Source organism: Botrimarina mediterranea (assembly GCF_007753265.1).
Taxonomy (GTDB): Bacteria; Planctomycetota; Planctomycetia; order Pirellulales; family Lacipirellulaceae; genus Botrimarina; species Botrimarina mediterranea.
On sequence record NZ_CP036349.1, the window covers coordinates 2,511,834 to 2,530,632 of the forward strand.

Annotated in this window: 9 protein-coding genes; 7 read left to right on the plus strand and 2 right to left on the minus strand. The window is 60.1% G+C overall.

What is annotated here, in order from left to right; all coding sequences use genetic code 11:
* Window position 1 precedes the first annotated feature (1 nt).
* Together Spa11_RS09995 and Spa11_RS10000 are read right to left on the minus strand one after the other, a co-directional pair.
* Window positions 2-784: a conjugative transfer relaxase/helicase family protein gene (locus Spa11_RS09995; protein ID WP_145111579.1), complete on the minus strand. Its 783-nt coding sequence runs from the start codon at window positions 782-784 to the stop codon at window positions 2-4.
* A gap of 216 nt (window positions 785-1,000) precedes the next feature.
* Window positions 1,001-2,449, minus strand: a complete 1,449-nt coding sequence (locus tag Spa11_RS10000) for an alpha-L-fucosidase (RefSeq protein WP_145111582.1) — start codon at window positions 2,447-2,449, stop codon at window positions 1,001-1,003.
* A 335-nt stretch (window positions 2,450-2,784) separates the two neighbouring features.
* Between Spa11_RS10000 and Spa11_RS10005 the strand changes: the two genes are divergently transcribed.
* From Spa11_RS10005 to Spa11_RS10035, 7 genes are all read left to right on the plus strand, one after another.
* A complete protein-coding gene (locus tag Spa11_RS10005; protein ID WP_145111585.1) occupies window positions 2,785-6,936 on the plus strand; it encodes a CotH kinase family protein in 4,152 nt (1,383 codons plus the stop codon).
* Window positions 6,937-8,095: 1,159 nt separating this feature from the next.
* Window positions 8,096-10,012: a PEP-CTERM sorting domain-containing protein gene (locus tag Spa11_RS10010; protein WP_145382605.1), complete on the plus strand. Its 1,917-nt coding sequence runs from the start codon at window positions 8,096-8,098 to the stop codon at window positions 10,010-10,012.
* Window positions 10,013-10,109: 97 nt separating this feature from the next.
* Window positions 10,110-11,231, plus strand: coding sequence for a DUF1559 family PulG-like putative transporter (locus tag Spa11_RS10015; protein ID WP_197529877.1), 1,122 nt, complete (start codon window positions 10,110-10,112; stop codon window positions 11,229-11,231).
* 342 nt (window positions 11,232-11,573) lie between these two features.
* A complete protein-coding gene (locus tag Spa11_RS10020; RefSeq protein WP_197529878.1) occupies window positions 11,574-12,095 on the plus strand; it encodes a sigma-70 family RNA polymerase sigma factor in 522 nt (173 codons plus the stop codon).
* A gap of 26 nt (window positions 12,096-12,121) precedes the next feature.
* Complete coding sequence (locus Spa11_RS10025) at window positions 12,122-13,744, plus strand: hypothetical protein (protein WP_145111599.1); 1,623 nt, start codon at window positions 12,122-12,124, stop codon at window positions 13,742-13,744.
* Window positions 13,745-13,914: 170 nt separating this feature from the next.
* Window positions 13,915-17,967 (plus strand): PQQ-dependent sugar dehydrogenase, encoded by a 4,053-nt coding sequence (locus Spa11_RS10030; protein ID WP_145111603.1) that lies wholly within the window; start codon window positions 13,915-13,917, stop codon window positions 17,965-17,967.
* Window positions 17,964-18,782, plus strand: coding sequence for a hypothetical protein (locus tag Spa11_RS10035; RefSeq protein WP_145111606.1), 819 nt, complete (start codon window positions 17,964-17,966; stop codon window positions 18,780-18,782). The genes Spa11_RS10030 and Spa11_RS10035 overlap by 4 nt, the downstream gene beginning before the upstream one ends.
* Window positions 18,783-18,799 lie beyond the last annotated feature (17 nt).

An 18,799-nucleotide genomic window follows, 5' to 3' on the forward strand; every position in this document is an offset into this window, starting at 1 on the left:
GTTAAATCCTCCCTAGTTGTGGTGTTGGCTGGTGGCCCGTGGCGGGCGGTCGGAAGCCCGCTCGCTTGGCGGCCCCGCGCACGACGGACGACCCGCGCCGCCGCCACCACTGCCGCGCCCGGTCGATGACCGCCTCTCGCCACGTCGCGTGGCCGATGGTCTTCGGGGCGGGGCGTCGCGGATGGGCCTGCCGCGAAGGCGCCTGTTGCGGGCTTGCTCGTTGCTCCTTAACCATCTCGGTGGCCGAGAGCTGCCGGCCCGCGCTGTGGATCGCCCGCCGCACCGCCGCCTTGTCGTCGACGTAGAGCGTGACGTCTTCTTTGCCGCGGGAGGCGGTGACGTAGAGCTGCTTGGCGTTGATCGCGGGCAGCGACTGCGCGCCCATCGCGGCGATCGCCTTGGGGGCGTCCTTGCCCTGGGCGGTTTGGCTGGTGATGACGAAGCCGTAGTCGAGGTGGCCGTAGTCCTTGGCGACTACCAACCCGCTCTTGAGGCGGACGTTCCCCGCCCGGTCGAAGCCGGCGACCTCGTCGATACGTCCGTTGCTGATGCGTCGCTTGCCGTCGAGGGCGGTCCCGCCGAGGCAGAAGCGGACCCGGTCGCCAACCGCTAGGCCGAGCCGCTCCTCGCGGTAGACCTCGAAGCGCTCCGGCGCGCCGTGTGGGAGGGGCTTCTTCGGTCCGCCACGGAGCGGGGCGAGCACCGGCTGCCCCTGCTCGCCCGACTCGACACGGTACCGCTCCCCGCGGACGTAGCCCCCCTTCACGTTCTGGTGGAACTGCACGACTAGACCCGCTTGGCGGAAACTCTCGGGCGCCCCCGCTCCGCGTCGCTGAGGTTCAGCGACTTCAGCTTCAACAGCTCGCGCTCTTCTTTACCTATCGCCCCCCCCGCTGCCGCAGTCTCTCGCGGAAGTACATCGTCACCGCGTGTCCTTCGATAGTGGTCTGATAGCGGCGCCTGCTGCTACCGTCATCGGCCATCGGCTAGGGGGGTGCCGCTACGGACCCGGCTCATCGTAGATGCCGATCTCTGAGATATGTGCCGAGTTGCGATTGGACTTGTTCTTGATTGACACGCGCACGCGGTCGGCCTGCCTACGGGTGAGGGTGGCGATTCGGACGGTGTCCGACGAATTTCCTGCGGCGACTTCTGTCCACTCACCTCCCTTAAGGCCTTCGATCTTGTAACTCTCGATACGACTTTGCGCATAGTCGTCCCATCGCCCTACGGGCTCAACGAACACGACCCGATTGAATTCAGACTTTGGCGCCAGATCGACCTCGATCCAGCCGTCGGTCTGGCCGCTGGGGGGATACCAAGTGCTGCCGAACGAACCGTCATTGGCGAGATCGGGGCCCATTGTGTCGGGGGAGTCGCTGGCGCGGATGGGTCGTCCGGTCGCTAGATTCTTCGCCGTAATCACGGGCACGTGGGTGGCGCGCGGCATCGGTGGCAGATCGCCCTTGGACGCGATGCGTTCGCCGATCTCCTTCAAACGCGAGATGAGATTCGGTGAAAGTCGACCTTCGGAGTTCGGCGCAGCGTTGCAGATCAAATTGCAGAACCGTGCGTTCAGCGGCAGAAGCCACTCGTCAACGACTTGTTCGGCTGACTTCAATTCGGCCTTGTTGTCCCACGATTTCCAGAACCAGCCGTCGCTGAGTGTGACGCACGAAAGCGCCGGCAGGCGGCTGTCCGTCGGGACATTCTGTCCTGCGTTCTGTTCGTAGGCTTTGATATCGCTGTAGTAGAGAGCTGATGAGGGATAGACTCCGGCATTGAGTTCGGCGACGAGACAGTCGGGTTGAAGTCGCTTGATGTGCCTGTAGATGTCGTCGAAGGGGACTTCCTCGTAGGTAATTCGACTCCATGGAGCGTCCCACCCGTCGAAGATTAAGAAGTCAATCGGACCGTAGTCGGTGAGGAGTTCGGTCAGCTCGAACTTGATGCGTTCGATGTCGGCCGGTTCGACGTTGTGGTGACGAATATCACCCCTCAGATCGAGAATGGAGTAATACAGTCCGACACGCAGGCCCTTTGCGCGGAACGAATCGACATAGGCACGGACGATGTCGATCTTCTTTGGCGTGTCACGAACGCTGTCACCGCCCGACTCTGTCGGCCAGAGGCAGAAACCGTCGTGGTGTTTGGTTGTCAGGCATCCATAGGTCATGCCTGCGGAGCGCGCCGCCTCGGCCCACTGATCGGTGTCGAGCCTTGTGGGATCAAAGGCCTCGGTTGGTCCCTTGGGATCGCCCCATTCGCGGTCTTGATAGGTCGCCATGTTGTAGTGGATGAACATGCCGAACCTCAGGTCGACAAACCGCTGCTGCAGCGTATGCAAATCAGTCTCGGATCGGTACGGCTCCGGTGGGCCGGCTTCCACGGTTTGATGCGTCATGCAGCTTGCCAAGGCCAGCGTCACAGCCCAAATCGGATTGCGCATTGTCGAAGTGGTGATTTGTGGACAGGGAGGGGGGCTTCTCCGCGATGATAGCAACCCGCTCGAGTCGCACGTAAGCATGATTCGAGTTGGTCGCGGCTTCGCCTGGACACGAGAATTGGGGCGGACTCCAAAGTCTGCGGCTTGGTTACACGCAAAGTTTCTAGGGCTAAAAGGGGTGACGAACCCCCCTCTCGCTTACTACGCTGCGACTATCCGCGGTGAGCGAAGGATGGCTCACTCCGGGATTCTCGTCTCTCTTCAAGTTCGGCGAGCTGATCGAAGTCCACAGGATCGGTCGGTTCCACCCTAGATCGACACCCTTTGAGTGGTCATCAATGCCATCCACTCCGTTGCGCCGTCGTCAGGCCAATTCCCTATCGCTCGAGCGGCTCGAAGACCGGATGGTCTTCAACATCGGACCGATCATCACAGAGTTTGTCGCCTCGAACGATAACTCGCTCGAGGATGGTGACGGCAACAGCAGCGACTGGATCGAGGTCTACAACCCGACAAGCGAGACAATCGATTTGGCGGGCTGGCATCTGACCGACCGCGCCAATAACCTCGACAAGTGGACGTTCCCGAGCGTTCCACAGTCGATACTGAGCCCGGGCGAGTACTTGATCGTCTTCGCGTCGAGCCAGGAGACCGAGACCTATATCGACCCGGCCGGGTACCTCCACGCCGACTTTGCGTTGGGCGCCGATGGGGAGTTTCTGGGGCTGACGGACCCGAACGAGAATATCGTTTCGTCGTATGCCCCAGCTTTCCCGCAACAACTCACCGATGTCTCCTACGGCGTCAACGTACCTGTGGTGAGCCTCATCGGCGATTCATCGACGACCTCGGCGCTCGTGCCAACCTCGGGAGCGCTAGACACCGGAGCCTCGCCGATTTGGACGCAGATTGGGTTCAATGACGCGTCCTGGGCGCAGAGTGAGGCTGGACCGGCGGTGGGATTCGACACGGACCCGGGTCACCAGCCGGGGCCGGCGAACGGGATCGAACTCAATAATCTTCGCGGCAGCGACCTCACCGACCTGAATAATGATGGCGTCCTAGATGTCGCCATTTCGGCCGGAGCATCGACCAACTCGCCAACGGGCGAAGAACCCCCGAAGGCGCTGGACAATAGCCGCTCGACCAAATGGTTGGCGTTTACTGCCGAGGGAACCTTCTACGAGACGCGATTCTTGGATGGCCAGCCGCGGATCGTTGATAACTACACGATCACCTCCGCGAACGACGCCGACGAACGCGACCCCTACAGCTGGACGCTGAGCGGATCGAACGACGGCGTCAACTACACGGTTGTCGATACACGAGACGCCCAAAACTTCGCCGACCGTTTCGAGACGCGGCAGTACGACTTCTCCAATACGGACGGCTACGTCTATTACCGATTCGACTTCCAGACCGAGTACGGAGTTACCGCCAATAACCAGCCGGTCGCCTTACAGATGGCTGAGATCGAGCTTTTTAGCTCGCAAGACCTCAGCATGGACTCGATCATCGATCTCGATGTCGAAGCGACTTGGAACACCAGACGGAGCAGCGTTTACCAGCGAGTCGAGTTTGATGTCGCCGACCCCGCCGTGCTCGGCGCGATGTGGCTCGACATGCAGTACAACGATGGTTTTGTGGCGTATCTGAACGGCGTCAAGGTCGTCGTCGCTAACAGTCCTGACAGCCCCAGCTGGCAGTCCAGCGCGCTCGCCCCTCGCAGCGACGGCGACTCGTTCACGCCCGAGCGCTTTGATCTCAGCGCCTTCCACAGCCTGTTGGTCTCCGGGACGAATGTCCTGGCGATCCACGCCCTCAATGACAACGACCTCAGCAGTGAGATGCTGTCATCGCCGCGGCTGAGCGCGGTGCTGCTACCCGAGGTAACGCCAGCCGCCTACTACTTTCAGACGCCCACACCGGGCGCCGCCAACGGCGAGGGGCGGTTGGGGTTCGTCGATACGCCCACCTTCAGTGTGGAACACGGTTTCTACGATGAATTGTTCACGCTAACGCTCGCCACGCCTACGCCCAGCGCCCAAGTCTACTTTACGACGAATGGTGACGCCCCCACGCCCGAAACGGGGCTGCTCTACACGGGGCCGATCACCATTGACCGGACCACTGTCGTGAAGGCGGGCGCCTTTCGCGAGGACTATTACGACTCGGTGACGGACACCAATTCGTACATCTTCCTGCGGGATGTGGTTTCGCAAAGCCCCTCGACGACGATGGCCGCAGGCTTCCCCACAAGTTGGGGAAACGTGTCTCCCGACTACGGAATGGACCCCGACGTGATCGGCTACTTCGACGCCAACGGGGCGCCCCTCGGCGGCGATCTCTTCGGCGGGCAGTATGCCGGTGCGATCGAGGATTCTCTGCTATCGATCCCTACCATGTCGATCGTGATGGATACGGACGAACTGTTCGGTCCCAACGGCATCTACACCAACTCTACCAACGGCGGCGTCGCCTACGAACGCGCCACTTCGGTCGAATTGATTTATCCCGACGGCGCCGAGGGCTTCCAGATCAACGCCGGCATCCGCTTGCAGGGGGGCGCCTTCCGGAGCCATGACCTCAGCAAGAAGCACTCGCTACGGCTCTTGTTCAAGGACGACTACGGCCCGACCAAGCTCAACTTTCCGCTCTTCGGTGAAGACGCTTCCACGAGTTTCGACACCATCACGCTGCGGATGGAGTCCAACGACGGCTATGCGTGGAGCGGCGCCGGGACGCAGCCCCAATACGCTCGCGACGCCTTTGGCAGTCGTTCGCACGCGGCGCTCGGCCAAGTGGCGCCCCACGGCAACCGCGTGCACCTCTATATCAACGGCGTCTACTGGGGCGTCTATAACCCGAATGAACGGCCCGACGCCTCGTTTGCTGCGTCGTATTACGGAGGCGATAAGGACAACTGGGACGCCATCAACGACGGCAGTGCGACCGACGGGAACCTCGACGCCTGGAACGAGATGGTCGCGCTTGCTTACTCCGCCGGTCCCGGCGCTGGTTCCGCCACGGCAAGGGCCGCTGCCTACCAAAGACTGCAAGGGAACAACCCGGACGGAACGAACAACCCAGCCTTCGAAGACTTCCTGGATGTTGACAATTACATCGACTACCTAATCGTCAACTTCTACATGGGGAACGTCGACTGGCCCCACCGCAACTGGTACGCCGCGCGTGAACGGGGCCCGGAGAGCACCGGCTTCAAATTCCACATGTGGGACGCCGAATCAACACTCAATTTGTTCGGGTCCAATGTCAACACCAATCGTTTGGGGGCAAACGTCGAAGCCGCCGAGCCGTACAGCTATCTTCGACAGAACGAAGAATTCCGCCTCCGCTTTGCGGACCGGGCACAGCGGGCCCTCTTCAACAATGGCGCGCTAACGCCCAATGAGGCTATCGCCCGATACGAGAGCGTGTTGGCCGAGATGGACGAAGCGATTGTCGCCGAGAGCGCTCGATGGGGTGATATGCACCGTTCGACGCCGCTGACCTCCGCTCAGTGGGAGGCCGAGTCGCAGTCGGTGATCGACACCTTTCTCACCGGTCGAACAAGCGTCTTCGTCAACCAGTTGCGAGCCGCCGGCCTCTACCCATCGACCAATGCCCCGGTCTTCAGCCAGCATGGCGGTTCGATCCCGCTGACCGGATTCAATCTCGGGATGAGTTCCACCAGCGGCATTATCTACTACACGGCGGATGGCTCTGATCCCCGCGACGCTAGCGGATCTCCCGCAGGGATCGCGTACACCGGGCCGTTTGCAATCGCCCCTGGCATGACAATCAAGGCGAGGGCGCTGTCGGGCGGAGTTTGGTCAGCACTTAACGAGGCTTCTTACGACCAGCTGGTCTTGCCGGGAGACTACGACGGCAACTATGTCGTCAATGATAACGATTACCTGGTTTGGAGAAACGCGTACGGCTCGACCTCGTCTTCAGCCGACGGCAACGGGGACGGCGTCGTCAACGCCGCGGACTACACGGTCTGGCGCGACAACTTCGGCCAAAGCCTCACCTTCTCACAGCTAGTGGCGACTTCTGAACCACCGGTCGCTGAGTTTCTGATGGCGGCCGCCACCGAGGTCCGTCCGAGCGAGCGACCACCTGCTCCGGCAGAGCGTACCGACTTGGATGCGGCCTTCTTGTCGGTCGGTGCGACCACGCCGTTCCCGCCTTACGGTCCATCCGAGAGGCTTGCGAGGACGACATACCGGCCACCGCTATCGAAATTCGCGGATGGCAGCAAAGAGCTCGCCCTCTTGATGGACGCTATCGTCCATCGACCCGCTACGATTGGATCACGCGAACTGGATGATCATCGACGATCCAACGAAGAGATCTCCTCTGCCGTCGCTCGCGATACCGCCCTTGCCGACCTCTTCGAGTCAATCGGAGACTCGGGGCTTGGTGACAGCGATGGGGCAGAGCGAGCATTCCGGCTCTTGAGATACGGTCTCGACAGCAGCGATTGAGATTCGATGCCGTGTTGGGCCCTCGGGGTCGGTTCAGCTGGGGAGTAAGGAGCAAGTGATGGCGCCGATTTACGACTCGCCGCTCGCCGGAGGGGAGTGATGTACGCGTGAGCTGGCCGCCATGTTCCGTTTTTTTCCAAGATTCGCGTAACCAAGCCGTTTGATTCGGTATTTATTGCTGGCTAGTTGTGTCGCCGACTTGTCTGCCTTGTGTGAGAGGTCAGTAGCTTCCCAAGTAATTGACGGTGGATCGCCTTCGTTCTTGCTGGGCGTTCAGCGAATGCTTCTTGGGGCGCCCTTGCTCGGCTTGCTAGGCGACGTCGCAACCTACGCCCCCTTGAATCGCAGATGTGCCTGCGCTTCGTGGGTCTCATCTGCTTATCGGGACAGATTCGTTGAGGCGGAGCGCGCGGCAGTGCGCAAATGGCGGCTGAGCCTCTTGCAGGTCGGCCGTGTTCGTAACTCAATGAGGCTCGTCGCCACGGCCAGGACGGAATGTCAGCTAGCCAGCTTAGCAATCGAGACTTGGCCACCAGTGGTCGTTGTCGCATCGGCGTGTGCACGCTGCGATCAAGTATCGTTCACGATGCGCAGCGTCGCCGGTCCGGTGGGTCGCGTACGACCACGTGTGGCCTCGACAGGCCAGACAACACATCGGGGCCGCTGCGAAGCGTCCTGCTTGGCGAAAACACTGATTTGCCCGGTCGGGTAGGTCCGGCGAGTCGCGGATCGGCGAATGCCGCTTCGCGAGAGGACCTCGGCGCGTTGGGGTGGCGCGCTATCCGCCCGGGCAAATCGGCGAAACTCGGCGTCGATGAGATGGCGGGGGAACGCTTGTTCGAAGCGGGGTGGTCGGCGAGCGAGCGTTTTGGGGTTGAGTGTCTTGGTGGGGACCTTACAAACATTCAAAAACGGAGGGCGAGCTGAGCAACTAAATAGGCGAAAGAGCCGGGGTGGAAAGCGGTAAGAGGAAAGGCGACAGGGACAGAGAAGTAGGGGGCGAGCGCCTCGGAAACGCTCGCTCCATGGCAGGTCAATCGGTACGTCAGCGAGCGCAACCTCTTGGGCGAGGAGATAGTCTCCCGCAGCAGTGGTCCGGTGCTAGTTGTTGCTGTCGATAGGCCTTTGGGTGGGCGGTCAACGGTTTGCCGAAAGCCCGTTGGCGGCCCACGACCCTTCGTACTATGGCGATCTCTTACAGGGAGTTCTCGACGTGACTTGCATTCGCTTTGCACCACACTTGCTGTTACCTTCTCTGGCGTTACTGGTGGCGGCGCCCGCCGTCCACGCCGTGCCGCTGTTGAATACCAACGCGTCCGTCCTGGCGATCAATACCAGCCCCCCGGCAACGGACAGCTTCTATTTTCCGGGCGAAGGCGCGGACTCGGCGATCGACGGGATCAGCAACACCAAGTACTTGAATCTCGGCCAGCCGCCAAATGGAATTGGTTTGGCGGTTGAGCCGTTGTTTGGCAACACAATTGCTCAGAGTATTCAATTCACAACCGCCGATGACGCGGTAAATCGTGATCCAGCAGGTTGGATACTCTATGGCAGCAACGACTTTCTCTCGAGTGCGGACAACAGTGGTCTCGATGGGGGGGAGAACTGGACCCAGATTGCGAACGGCGCCCTCGAGTTCCCGGAAGACCGACTCACTCAGTTGCCCGCAATCAACTTCGCCAACTCGACCGCCTACAATAATTACCGCATTGAGTTTACAGGTGCGAAAGGCGGCCCGGGCGGTAGGGATGCATTTAATGGCATCCAGATAGCCGACGTCCAGCTATACACGGCTCCGGATGCGGGTGGAAGTGGCGTCTTCGGCATCGCTGATTATGCAATTGCGTATCAGCTTCCCCAGCCGGCGTCTTTTTACTTTGCCGATGAATCCCCCGCGAATATCGTCGATTATGCCTATACCGCCAGCAGCAGCTATCCCGCCGGTGAGAATCCAGGGCTTCTTGTTGACGGCGACACGGGAACGAAATACCTGAACTTCGGCGGACCCAACAGCGGCTTCATCGTGACGCCAGACTCACCGGCTCAGGTGCAGAGCTTTATCGTCACGAGCGCAAACGATGCAATCGATCGTCATCCGACATCGTGGCAGCTCTTCGGTACGAACGACCCGATTACATCACTCGACAACAGCTTCGGCGATGCCGAGAACTGGGTCGAACTTGGTAGCGGATCGATCGAGGTCCCGCCCGGTTTGTTCACCGACAGTCCGGTTGTCTCGGTGCCGAACGCCAACGCGTATTCGTCCTACAAGATGCTGTTCCCGACGACCAACGGGGCAGGTCTTATGCAAATTTCCGAGGCCTCGTTCTTTACCTCGGCCGACGGCACCGGCCAGGATATTCTCGAAGTCGGAACGCCAAGTCTGCTAGCGATCGATACGAACCGTGGCGCCACCAAGAACTTCAACGCCGGTGGCCCGAACTCGGGCTTCATCATCACCCCGGCGGTTGGCACCACGATCGTGGATGGCTTCGAGATCACGACCGGCGGTGACGCCACGCATCGCGACCCTGCGACCTGGGAGCTCTACGGCACGAACGAGTCGATCGTAAGTGAGGACAATAGCCAGGGCGAGGGTGAGAACTGGACGCTAATCTCGTCCGGGGCGTTCTCCGACTTGGAAGTGTCGCTGGACCGCAACGTGACAGGCGACGTTGTGGCGCTGACGAATTCGACGGAGTACACGTCGTACAAGTTCGTGTTCCCGACCCTCCGGGACCCCGAGCAGGATAACGGCTTCCAGGTAGCCGACATCCAGTTGTTTGGCGACATCGTCACCCCGGCGCCGAGCCTGGGCGATTTCAACGCAGACGGCTTGGTCGACGCCGCCGACTACACCGTCTGGCGCGACAACCTGAACGACCCGGACGAGTCGGCGCTGAATGGCAACGGCGACGGCGGCGGTGTTACGCAGTCGGACTACGACCTTTGGGTGGCGAACTACGGCAAGGACTACAGCCTGCCTGCATCGTTGGCGATTCCTGAGCCAAGTACCTCGGCAATGGTCCTGGGTTTACTCTCGCTCTTCGGTCTGAGGCAGAAGCGAAACTAAAGCGGCCCCTGACGTACGGATTGTCAAAACCTTAACTGGCGGTCCGACCGCGGCCCTCATGGCCGCGGTCGGGCTGCTCTGTCCAACGAGGCGCCAGATGCGCGTATCGCCCCTGCGTACAAATCATCGGATTCAACCCCTTGCATTCACCCTTGTCGAACTGCTCGTGGTCATAGCGATCATCGGCATCCTCGTCGCGCTTCTGCTGCCAGCTGTTCAGGCGGCGCGCGAAGCGGCCAGACGCGTGCAATGTGTCAACCAAGTAAAGCAAATCATGCTTTCGATGCATAATCACGTCGATGCCAAGAAGGTTTTCCCTTCCGGGGGCGTCATACCGTGGCCGAACATCAATTGGTATCGCGATGAAGACACCGCTAATCAAGGGTTGGGGTGGACCTATCAGATACTTCCCTATCTTGAAGAAGGCGCGGTGACAAACCTCACGGAGCAATGGCAGCTAGAGGACACCGCAGTTGCCGGCTACAACTGCCCAAGTCGGCGAGGAATCACACGTGCCGTGCGTGCAAGTGATTTTCCCAGCCCAAACGGGCCTGTCTACCCGACACTAGTTGACTATGCAGCGGCGGTGCCATTTCCAAGCGACTCTCAACTATTTGATCTATTCAATGTTCAAATAGGCACGAGTCCCTTTTTCGACGATGACGCTACAACTCAAGACACGAAGGGGTGCGCCCGTCGCCCGCTATGGGGTTTTCTTGGCAATGGAGCTATACACGACGTCCCAGGTGGAAAGGTGAAAGGCAGCCCGGGGTACGTGGGGTATTGGGGGGTGATTACACGTAGTAATCTCTATAAGACCAGTGCAACCGCAGGAACAGTAACCGGTTATTACACAAAAGTGAACTTCGCAAAAATCACTGATGGTAGTAGCCACACTTTTGTAGTTGCAGAAAAGCAATTGAATCCCAATTACTACGATCGCGGTGAGTGGCATGACGATCACGGCTGGGCTGGCGGGTGGGACCCAGACACCGTGCGTTCCTGTGTATGCAAGTTTGGACCTGACGTTGTGAGTGATGCGCCCGGAAATGAGACTAGCGGCAACCTTCAGGGTTATCGTTTTGGGGCTGCCCATCCTGCTGGAATGAATGCCGGGTTTGCCGATGGGTCTGTACACAACATTAGCTACGATACGGATCACCGGCTGTTCAATCACCTTGGTCACCGTAGTGATGGCGAGATCGTCGGCGATTTCTAGCGTGATCGCGGATCGCTCTTTCACGTTGCGAATCCGGCGGCGGCGGCAAGCGGAGCTCTACGTACTTAACAGGGACCCCGTAAGTCGCCGAGTGCAGCTTTCAGGCGCCGCGAATTGTTCGACAAGTCTCTTTGCAGCGATCAGCGCAGATTCGCGAATGATTGCCTGTGCCGATCTTGCTTCAACCAGGAGCATTAGGCGGTACATGCTGAGCTCAGATCGCTGGTGCGGCAGCTTTGCAGGGGGGCCGATTCTTTTTCTTCACACAGGCCGTTACACCTTGATTCCCCCGCGCCTATTCCGGACTACGTTATGAGGACCGTGGCGAAACCCCACCAAGCGATGGATAAGTCGGAAGAGTACCAGGAGGTCGTCGAGCAACTGGTCGGTATGCAGCTTGCGTTGCACCGGTACCTGCTGACGATCCTCGGCGACAGTGATGCCGCATCGACGGTGCTCCAGGAAGCCAACATCGTCTTGTTGAAGAAGTGGGCAGACTACACGCCTGGCACTAATTTCGTCGCTTGGGCCCGCAGCGTCGCCTATATGCAGGCCCTGGCGTACGTGCGTGATCGGCGCCGCGAGCGGCTAGTCTTCAGTGAGGAGGTGGTGCGGCAACTCGAGCAGCGAGCGGAACTGAACGACGACACGTCGGAGGACCGCCTTGCGCTGCGACACTGTCTCGCGCAGCTGAGTAAGGGCAGTCTTGAACTGGTCCAGCTCCGTTATCGGGACGGAAGCACGATCGACGAGATGGCGGGCAAGATGGGGAAGAGCTCCTCATCGATTAAGGTTGCCTTGCACCGCATTCGTCGCGGCCTGCTGACGTGTGTGCAGCGGCAGTTAGCCGACGTGAGGAACTAACGTCCAAGATCGGACGGACTATCACTATGTCTAATAACTCGAACTCGGGAAGCCAGAGCGAACTCGACGCGCTGCTGTCCGAACTGCTGGACGCCCGCGATCCCTCCGCGCTCGACAAACTCGACGCGCTGCTGAGGGACAACCCCGGTCTTCAGGACGAGTACATCAAGTACCTTTCGCTGCATTCGCTCCTGAATGTCGAGTGGAACTCCCTCGGCGCTCCGCTGGAGTCGCTGTGCGAATCCGAGGCGTCGAAGCTGTTGCCATCCTTCCAAGGAACCGGCGCCGGGACGCATCTCCGCAATCGGCTTTCCCAAAGCCGACGGGGTAGGTCGCGGCAAGACGCCGAGACGGCGGTGACAGCGCTTGCTCGAAAGCTCTTGAGGCTAATCTGGTTCCCGGTGCGTGCCCCGTCCCCTGTGGCGGTCGCGGCGGTGATTCTTGGGGCGCTGGGAGCCGCCGCCATGGGCGGCGCCATCGTCGCGTACTCTCTCGACCGGGTGTGGTGGAGCCGACCCGACACGGACTACACCCAAGAGCAAATTGATGCAGCCGAGCGTTGGTTAGAAGCCAAACGCAGTGAACAGGGAAATCTGCTTGGCCACTTTCCAGCGACCTCGGCGGGCTTGTGGACGGAAGTCAAGCCAAGGATTACCCCCGCCAATTTTCACGATGGACGTTTGGTCCCCGGCGAAGTCGATCTTCAACCCTTCAACGGCGCCGCTGGGAAAGGCTATCTCGTCGCCTTGCCGCCTGGTCACGGCATCGAGCTGTTGGTCGATGTGGAGTCCGTCAAGGAAAATGCGCTGATCGTCAAACGCGTCACGGCCGACGGAGCGTTGACCGGGCATTCTCTCTCGTTCAACAATCACGATGTCGTGACGCGTCCTCGTTCGTCATGGCGTGTCGGCCGGATCGGCTATTGGGTCGACTTTAATGAGTACGACCAGACCCGCTACTACCTGCTCTGTGGCGTCAGCAAAGGCCCGAACTTTGCTGACGGCGGTAAGTGGGCTTACAGTGACTTCAAGCCACTCACGGTGAGTCGCGACCTCATGTTTCTGGGGTGGGATGACGGCGCGATCTATGGCATACCGGGGGCGCCGGACAAAGTCTTCGAAGCCGACAGCGACTTCAATGACGTCAGCGTGATCCTCCGTCTGCGCCGACCGGAGGACATCGAGCTGTCTGGCAAGTCACAGGTGGTTGCCACTCCCGAACGAGAGGTCAGGGCCATCAAAGCGCCCATGCCTGCCGATAGCTACACCCTTCAGGTCGAGCCGCGGCAGTCGATTCTGATCCAGGTGTCGTGCCCTAGCGGCGAGCCTTGTCGTTTGGACATTCTCTGCGCAAACAGAGCGGAACGCTGGTGGCGTTACGAGGAGAGCAAGGGGGAAGAGAAGTTCGGGCTCTATTCGATCGACAATCGGTCGGACGAGCCATTGGACCTGAGCTTCATCGGGCGCCCTCTCGACGGAGACCAGTCGACCGGATCGACTGATACGGGCGAGTCAGCGCCACTCGTTCACGAGGTGCGTGCAAGCGACGCCGACTACTGCGAGATCGGGTACGAATCTCCCGATGTCGCTGCAAGCGACGAGCGGGCTAGCTACGATAAGATTCGAGTCCGCGTCCACTGGATCAAGTAAACGAAGGCCGCCAAGAAGACCGGCATCCTCGACCCATTGGGGTAGGCCGGTTGATCGCATGCGATCGATTGCCCCGTTTGGCCCCGCGGCATTTACACTGAAGTCACAACTCCGCTACTCCCATGCTGTGCTGACTGACATGTCTCTCAGCAACAATCTCTGCACCTTCGATGCGCAATCCACGAATGCACCGTGCCGCTCGGGTCGAGTGGCTCGAAGAACGCCGTCTACTCGCTGGCGACACCTACCTCGTTAATTTTCAGAACGACGAAGCGACGACGCCGACACACTATGTCCGCGACATCGGCTTGAACTACGGCGCTCGCGGCGGAGGCCTCACTTACGGGTGGACTTCCGATCATACCGACCAAGCGCGCGAACGCAGTCTCACGGCCGATCAACGGTTCGACACCTTGATCCATATCGAGGCCGGTCAGTCGTGGGAATTCGCGCTCGCCAACGGCGCGTACGAGGTTACTGTGGGGGTGGGCGACCCATCGAACAACGATGGCGTTCACACCGTTAACGTCGAAGGCGTCAGCGCCTTCAACGCTGTTCCAGACGGCCCGGGTCCGTTGACCGAGACGGTCAACGTCACCGTGGCGGACGGCCGATTGACGATTGACTCAGGCGGGGCAGCGGACAAGGCGACTCGGATCAATTTCGTCCATATTGTCGGCATATCAAGCGGCGGCAACGCCTCGCCTTTGGCGCCGACGATCACCGAACCGTCTATCGTTGGCCAGGTCACCAACCCGGCGGACGTCCATATGGAGGCGGTTGGGTTTGTCGATGCGGACAACGACCAGCACAAGTCGACCGACTGGGAGATCTGGACGACCGGCCCGGGCGCCGAGGTTGTGTGGCAAACGCTTGGCATTATTGGCGTCGAGCGCCTTCATACGCACCTGGGCGATGGCATCTTTGTCAATTCTCAAGCCGGAATGACGGAGCTGGCCGCGAATACCGAGTATGAACTGCGTGTCCGGTTCCGCGACGACGCCGGTTCCGTCAGCGCTTATTCGACGCGGGTTTTCCAGACGGGCGCCGCATCGACGATCTTCCCGATGCAGTTCGAGGACCTTGATGATGCGACTCCGCCGGTTTGGACCACGACACTCGGCGCGCCGGTTGAGCTTCCCGTGGGTAGTGGCATCTTGGGGCAGAATGATTCGACAATAGCTTTCGACTTCGACCTGAGTACCGACAGCGACTCTCCCGCCAATGAGCAGGCGTCGAATGTTCTCGACAACGACCCGGAGACGAAGTACTTGAACTTTGCCCGTGAGAACACGGGTTTCATCGTCACTCCCACGTCACCTGCCGTCGTTCGCAGTTTCGTAATCACTACCGCCAACGACGCGGCCGACCGAGACCCGGCGTCGTGGGTGCTCTATGGCACGAACGACGCCATCACTTCCAACGCCCACGGAAACGGCCGCAACGAGAACTGGACACAAATCGCAGGGGGGGCACTGTCATTGCCGGCGTCGCGACTTACCAGCGGGACGCCGACTAGCTTCAATAACACAACGGCGTTTTCGTCTTACAAGCTAGTGTTTCCGACGGTGAAGAATGGCGCCGTCGCAAATAGCATGCAGCTTGCAGAGGTCTCGTTCCATACGTCCTCTAACGGCACGGGGCCGGATGTCCTAGCGCCTGGAAATTTCATCATCCCGATCCAAGACGTTGAAGCGACGCCACAGAGCGACTCTTCGCCGGGCGAAGGGCCCGAGAACGCCGTGGACGGCTCGGTCGCCACCAAGTACATCAACCACGGCAAAGTCAATTCCGGTCTGATCGTAACCCCCGAGTCGGGGCCATCGACCGTTACAAGTTTTCAGCTGTGGACTGCGAACGACGAACCGGATCGCGACCCTACCGGATGGGCGCTCTATGGGACGAATGAAGCGATACAATCCGTGAATCATGGCACGGGTCAGGCGGAGGCATGGACGTTCATCGATTCGGGGTCGGTCAACTTGCCGATCACTCGATTCGCCGCCGGTCCGGTGGTCAACGTCGATAATCAGGCGGGTGAGTTCACCTCCTACCGAATCGTTTTCACTTCTCTTCGTGACGAAGGCCCGGCGGATTCGGTCCAGTTCAGCGAGATTCAATTCTATGGAGAGGGCGAGGCCGGCGGCGAAGCCCCCAGTCTTGAGATCGTTAGTGGAGCCACTGGGGACGAGTTCATTCGCATCGCCGGGAGTTCCGCCTCAGGAAATGAGGTGACCAATTTCGCGACCCTGGGCGCCCATGCGTCGGTCAAGATCGTGATCTCCGCGGGGTCGAATAGCCTGTCGCTATTGTCGTCGGACCTAATGGTTACCACCGACGATGGGCAAGATCTCACGGTGTTTCTACCGAGTGTCAACCTGGCCGCCGGCGAGCAGTTGATCCTTTGGGTGGCATCGTCCGGTGGCACCTACTTCGGATTGCCGGGGCAGACGGAGCCCGTCTTCACTTCGATCGCCCGTGAAGCCAACCTCAGCGTGCCTTTCATCGCAACCAAGCCCGGCTTTGTGATCGAAGAGGTTGGTTCCGACTACCGGTTGCCGGTCAACATCGCGTTCGTCCCCAACCCCGGCGCCGAGCCGGACGACCCGCTCTACTTCGTTACCGAGCTGTACGGCTCGATCCAAGTCGTGACGCGCGACGGGACGAAGCACGAGTTTGCGACGGGTCTCCTCGACTACAACCCGACCGGTCCCATCTCTGGATCGGGAGAGCAAGGACTGACGGGCATCGCCGTGATGCGCGACGAACTCAATCCAGAAATCTACCACCTGTTTGTTGGCATGCTCGCCGACAATGGTAGCCCCCCCGGCGGCCCAGTTCATTATCCTAAGGTTGAACGCCTCACGAGCGTCGCCGGCGGATTGGAGATCGACTCACGCACGGTGCTGCTGAACATGCAGCCGGAGACCCAGGGGCAGTCCCACCAGATATCAAACATCTCTATCGGTCCTGACGGCAAGCTCTATGTCCACAACGGCGATGGGTTTGACGCCTCGACCGCATTGAACCTCGATATGTACCGCGGCAAAGTGTTGCGGATGAATCTCGACGGCAGCGCGCCGTCGGACAACCCGTTCTATAACGCCGCCAATGGGATCAACGCGCGGGACTACATTTATGCGTATGGTTTCCGCAATCCGTTCGGCGGAGCCTGGCGCGCCTCGGACGGTCAGCACTACGAAGTAGAGAATGGCCCGAGCGTGGACCGGTTTGCCCGCGTCATTCGCGGCGCGAACTACGGTTGGGACGGATCGAACGCTTCAATGCAGGTTGGCGCGCTCTACAACTGGCAATTGGCGACGGCGCCCGTCAACGTGACCTTCGTTCAGCCGGAGACCTTTCGCGGCAGCCAGTTTCCAGCCAACATGCAGGACCACGCGTTCGTTAGCGAGTCCGGACCGACCTACGCGGGTGGCCCACAATCCAATGGCAAGCGGATCACCGAGTTCGTCATTGATTCGGAAGGCGTCCTCATTGACGGCCCCGACGCCCTGATCGAGTACGTCGGCACGGGGCGATCGACCGTGGTGGGGCTCGCGGCCGGTCCGGACGGTCTCTATTTCACGGATCTCTACGAAGATAGCGGCGCCAACGGCGCTACTGCTGCGGGGGCTAAGGTCTACCGGGTGAGGTACGTGAATCCGATTGCCGGCGATTACGACATCGACGGCGACATCGATCAGAACGACTACACCGTATGGAAGGAGACGTACGGGTCCAACCTGCTACTTGGGGCGGATGGAAACCGCGACGGCGTTGTCAACGCCGCCGACTACACGGTTTGGAGAGACGCCTTTGACGCCTTGAATGCGCCAATCGCGACGGCTGTTGCGGCATCGCCCTCGATCACAAGTATCGAGACGATCGACCCGTCAGGTCCGTCGGTCGTTGCCGGCGTCGCGCCGGAGCCAACCACCACTGAAGTCGGGGCAGACCCGCTAGCGCCTCTCGATGCCGCCATGAGCTCTCTGTTCGGCGGCCATGAGGTTGAACCAACTCTTCTTCGCCCGCGCTACCGTGAACTGTTGGCAGCGAGCAACGCGTTGATCCGGGATCAACTGCTCTTGATGAGCAATACACAGTCCGTCGCGCCTGCGATGGAGTCTGACTCTTCGCATGAGTCGCGGCTTGAAGCAGCCGAGTCGGCTCCTGAATCGGAGTCTGAGTCTGCCCTGACAACAGTGTGGGGTGAGTTCGAATGAGCGTCTTGAACCAAGAACCGAAGCAGGGCTTCTTGCTGGTTTTGTTCGCCATGCCCGCGTTGATTCTTTCAGCGAGTCTTGCCGACGCGCACATCGGGCGCCGCTTCTCGGTAGAGGTCGTTAACGGCAAACTACAGGCACAAGGGGTAAACAACGGCGAATCCGATGGCGCGCCGCTCACACGACCCTACGTCAACGTTATCCACGACCACTGGAAAAATACGCCGGGGCTCGATCAAGCTTACGCCACCCTCCCCGAGTACGATGTCTCGCCTTCGGCCGCGACAGCACTACTCGGGCATAGCCTGTCTCTGGAGTTGATAGGGGTTACTCGTTGGCAATCGCCTCCGATGATGCCTGGTGCGAACACGGCGCCGACACTGACGCAGCTTGCGCCCGGGGATCTCATCACCGTTGAGGCCGCAATGGGGGTGGCCGACTCGATCGACTTCGGCACGGTGACGCTAATGGAAGCCGTTCCATTTGGCGGGGCAAGAGAGGTGGCGGTGCTCTACCAGATCAACTCACACCCCGCCGATGAGATTCACGTCTTGGAGTTTATTCTCTCGACCTCGTCGGCAGCGATCGAGCCAAGCAATACCATTTACGTGCTTCTCAGCCCCGACGGCGACAATCCGATGGCCAAGCTTCACCACGCATCGCTGTTCCTCGAAGGTTATCTAGCAACGATTCCCGAACCGACGGGCGCCTGCCTCGCGGTCGCGTCCGTAGGCGGCGCGCTACTAAGTCAGCGACGCAAGCGCCGTCGAGAGCTAAGCGATTTGAACGCAGTAGTCCTTTGGAATCGCTGGTGACCGTCGATGCTCTAGGA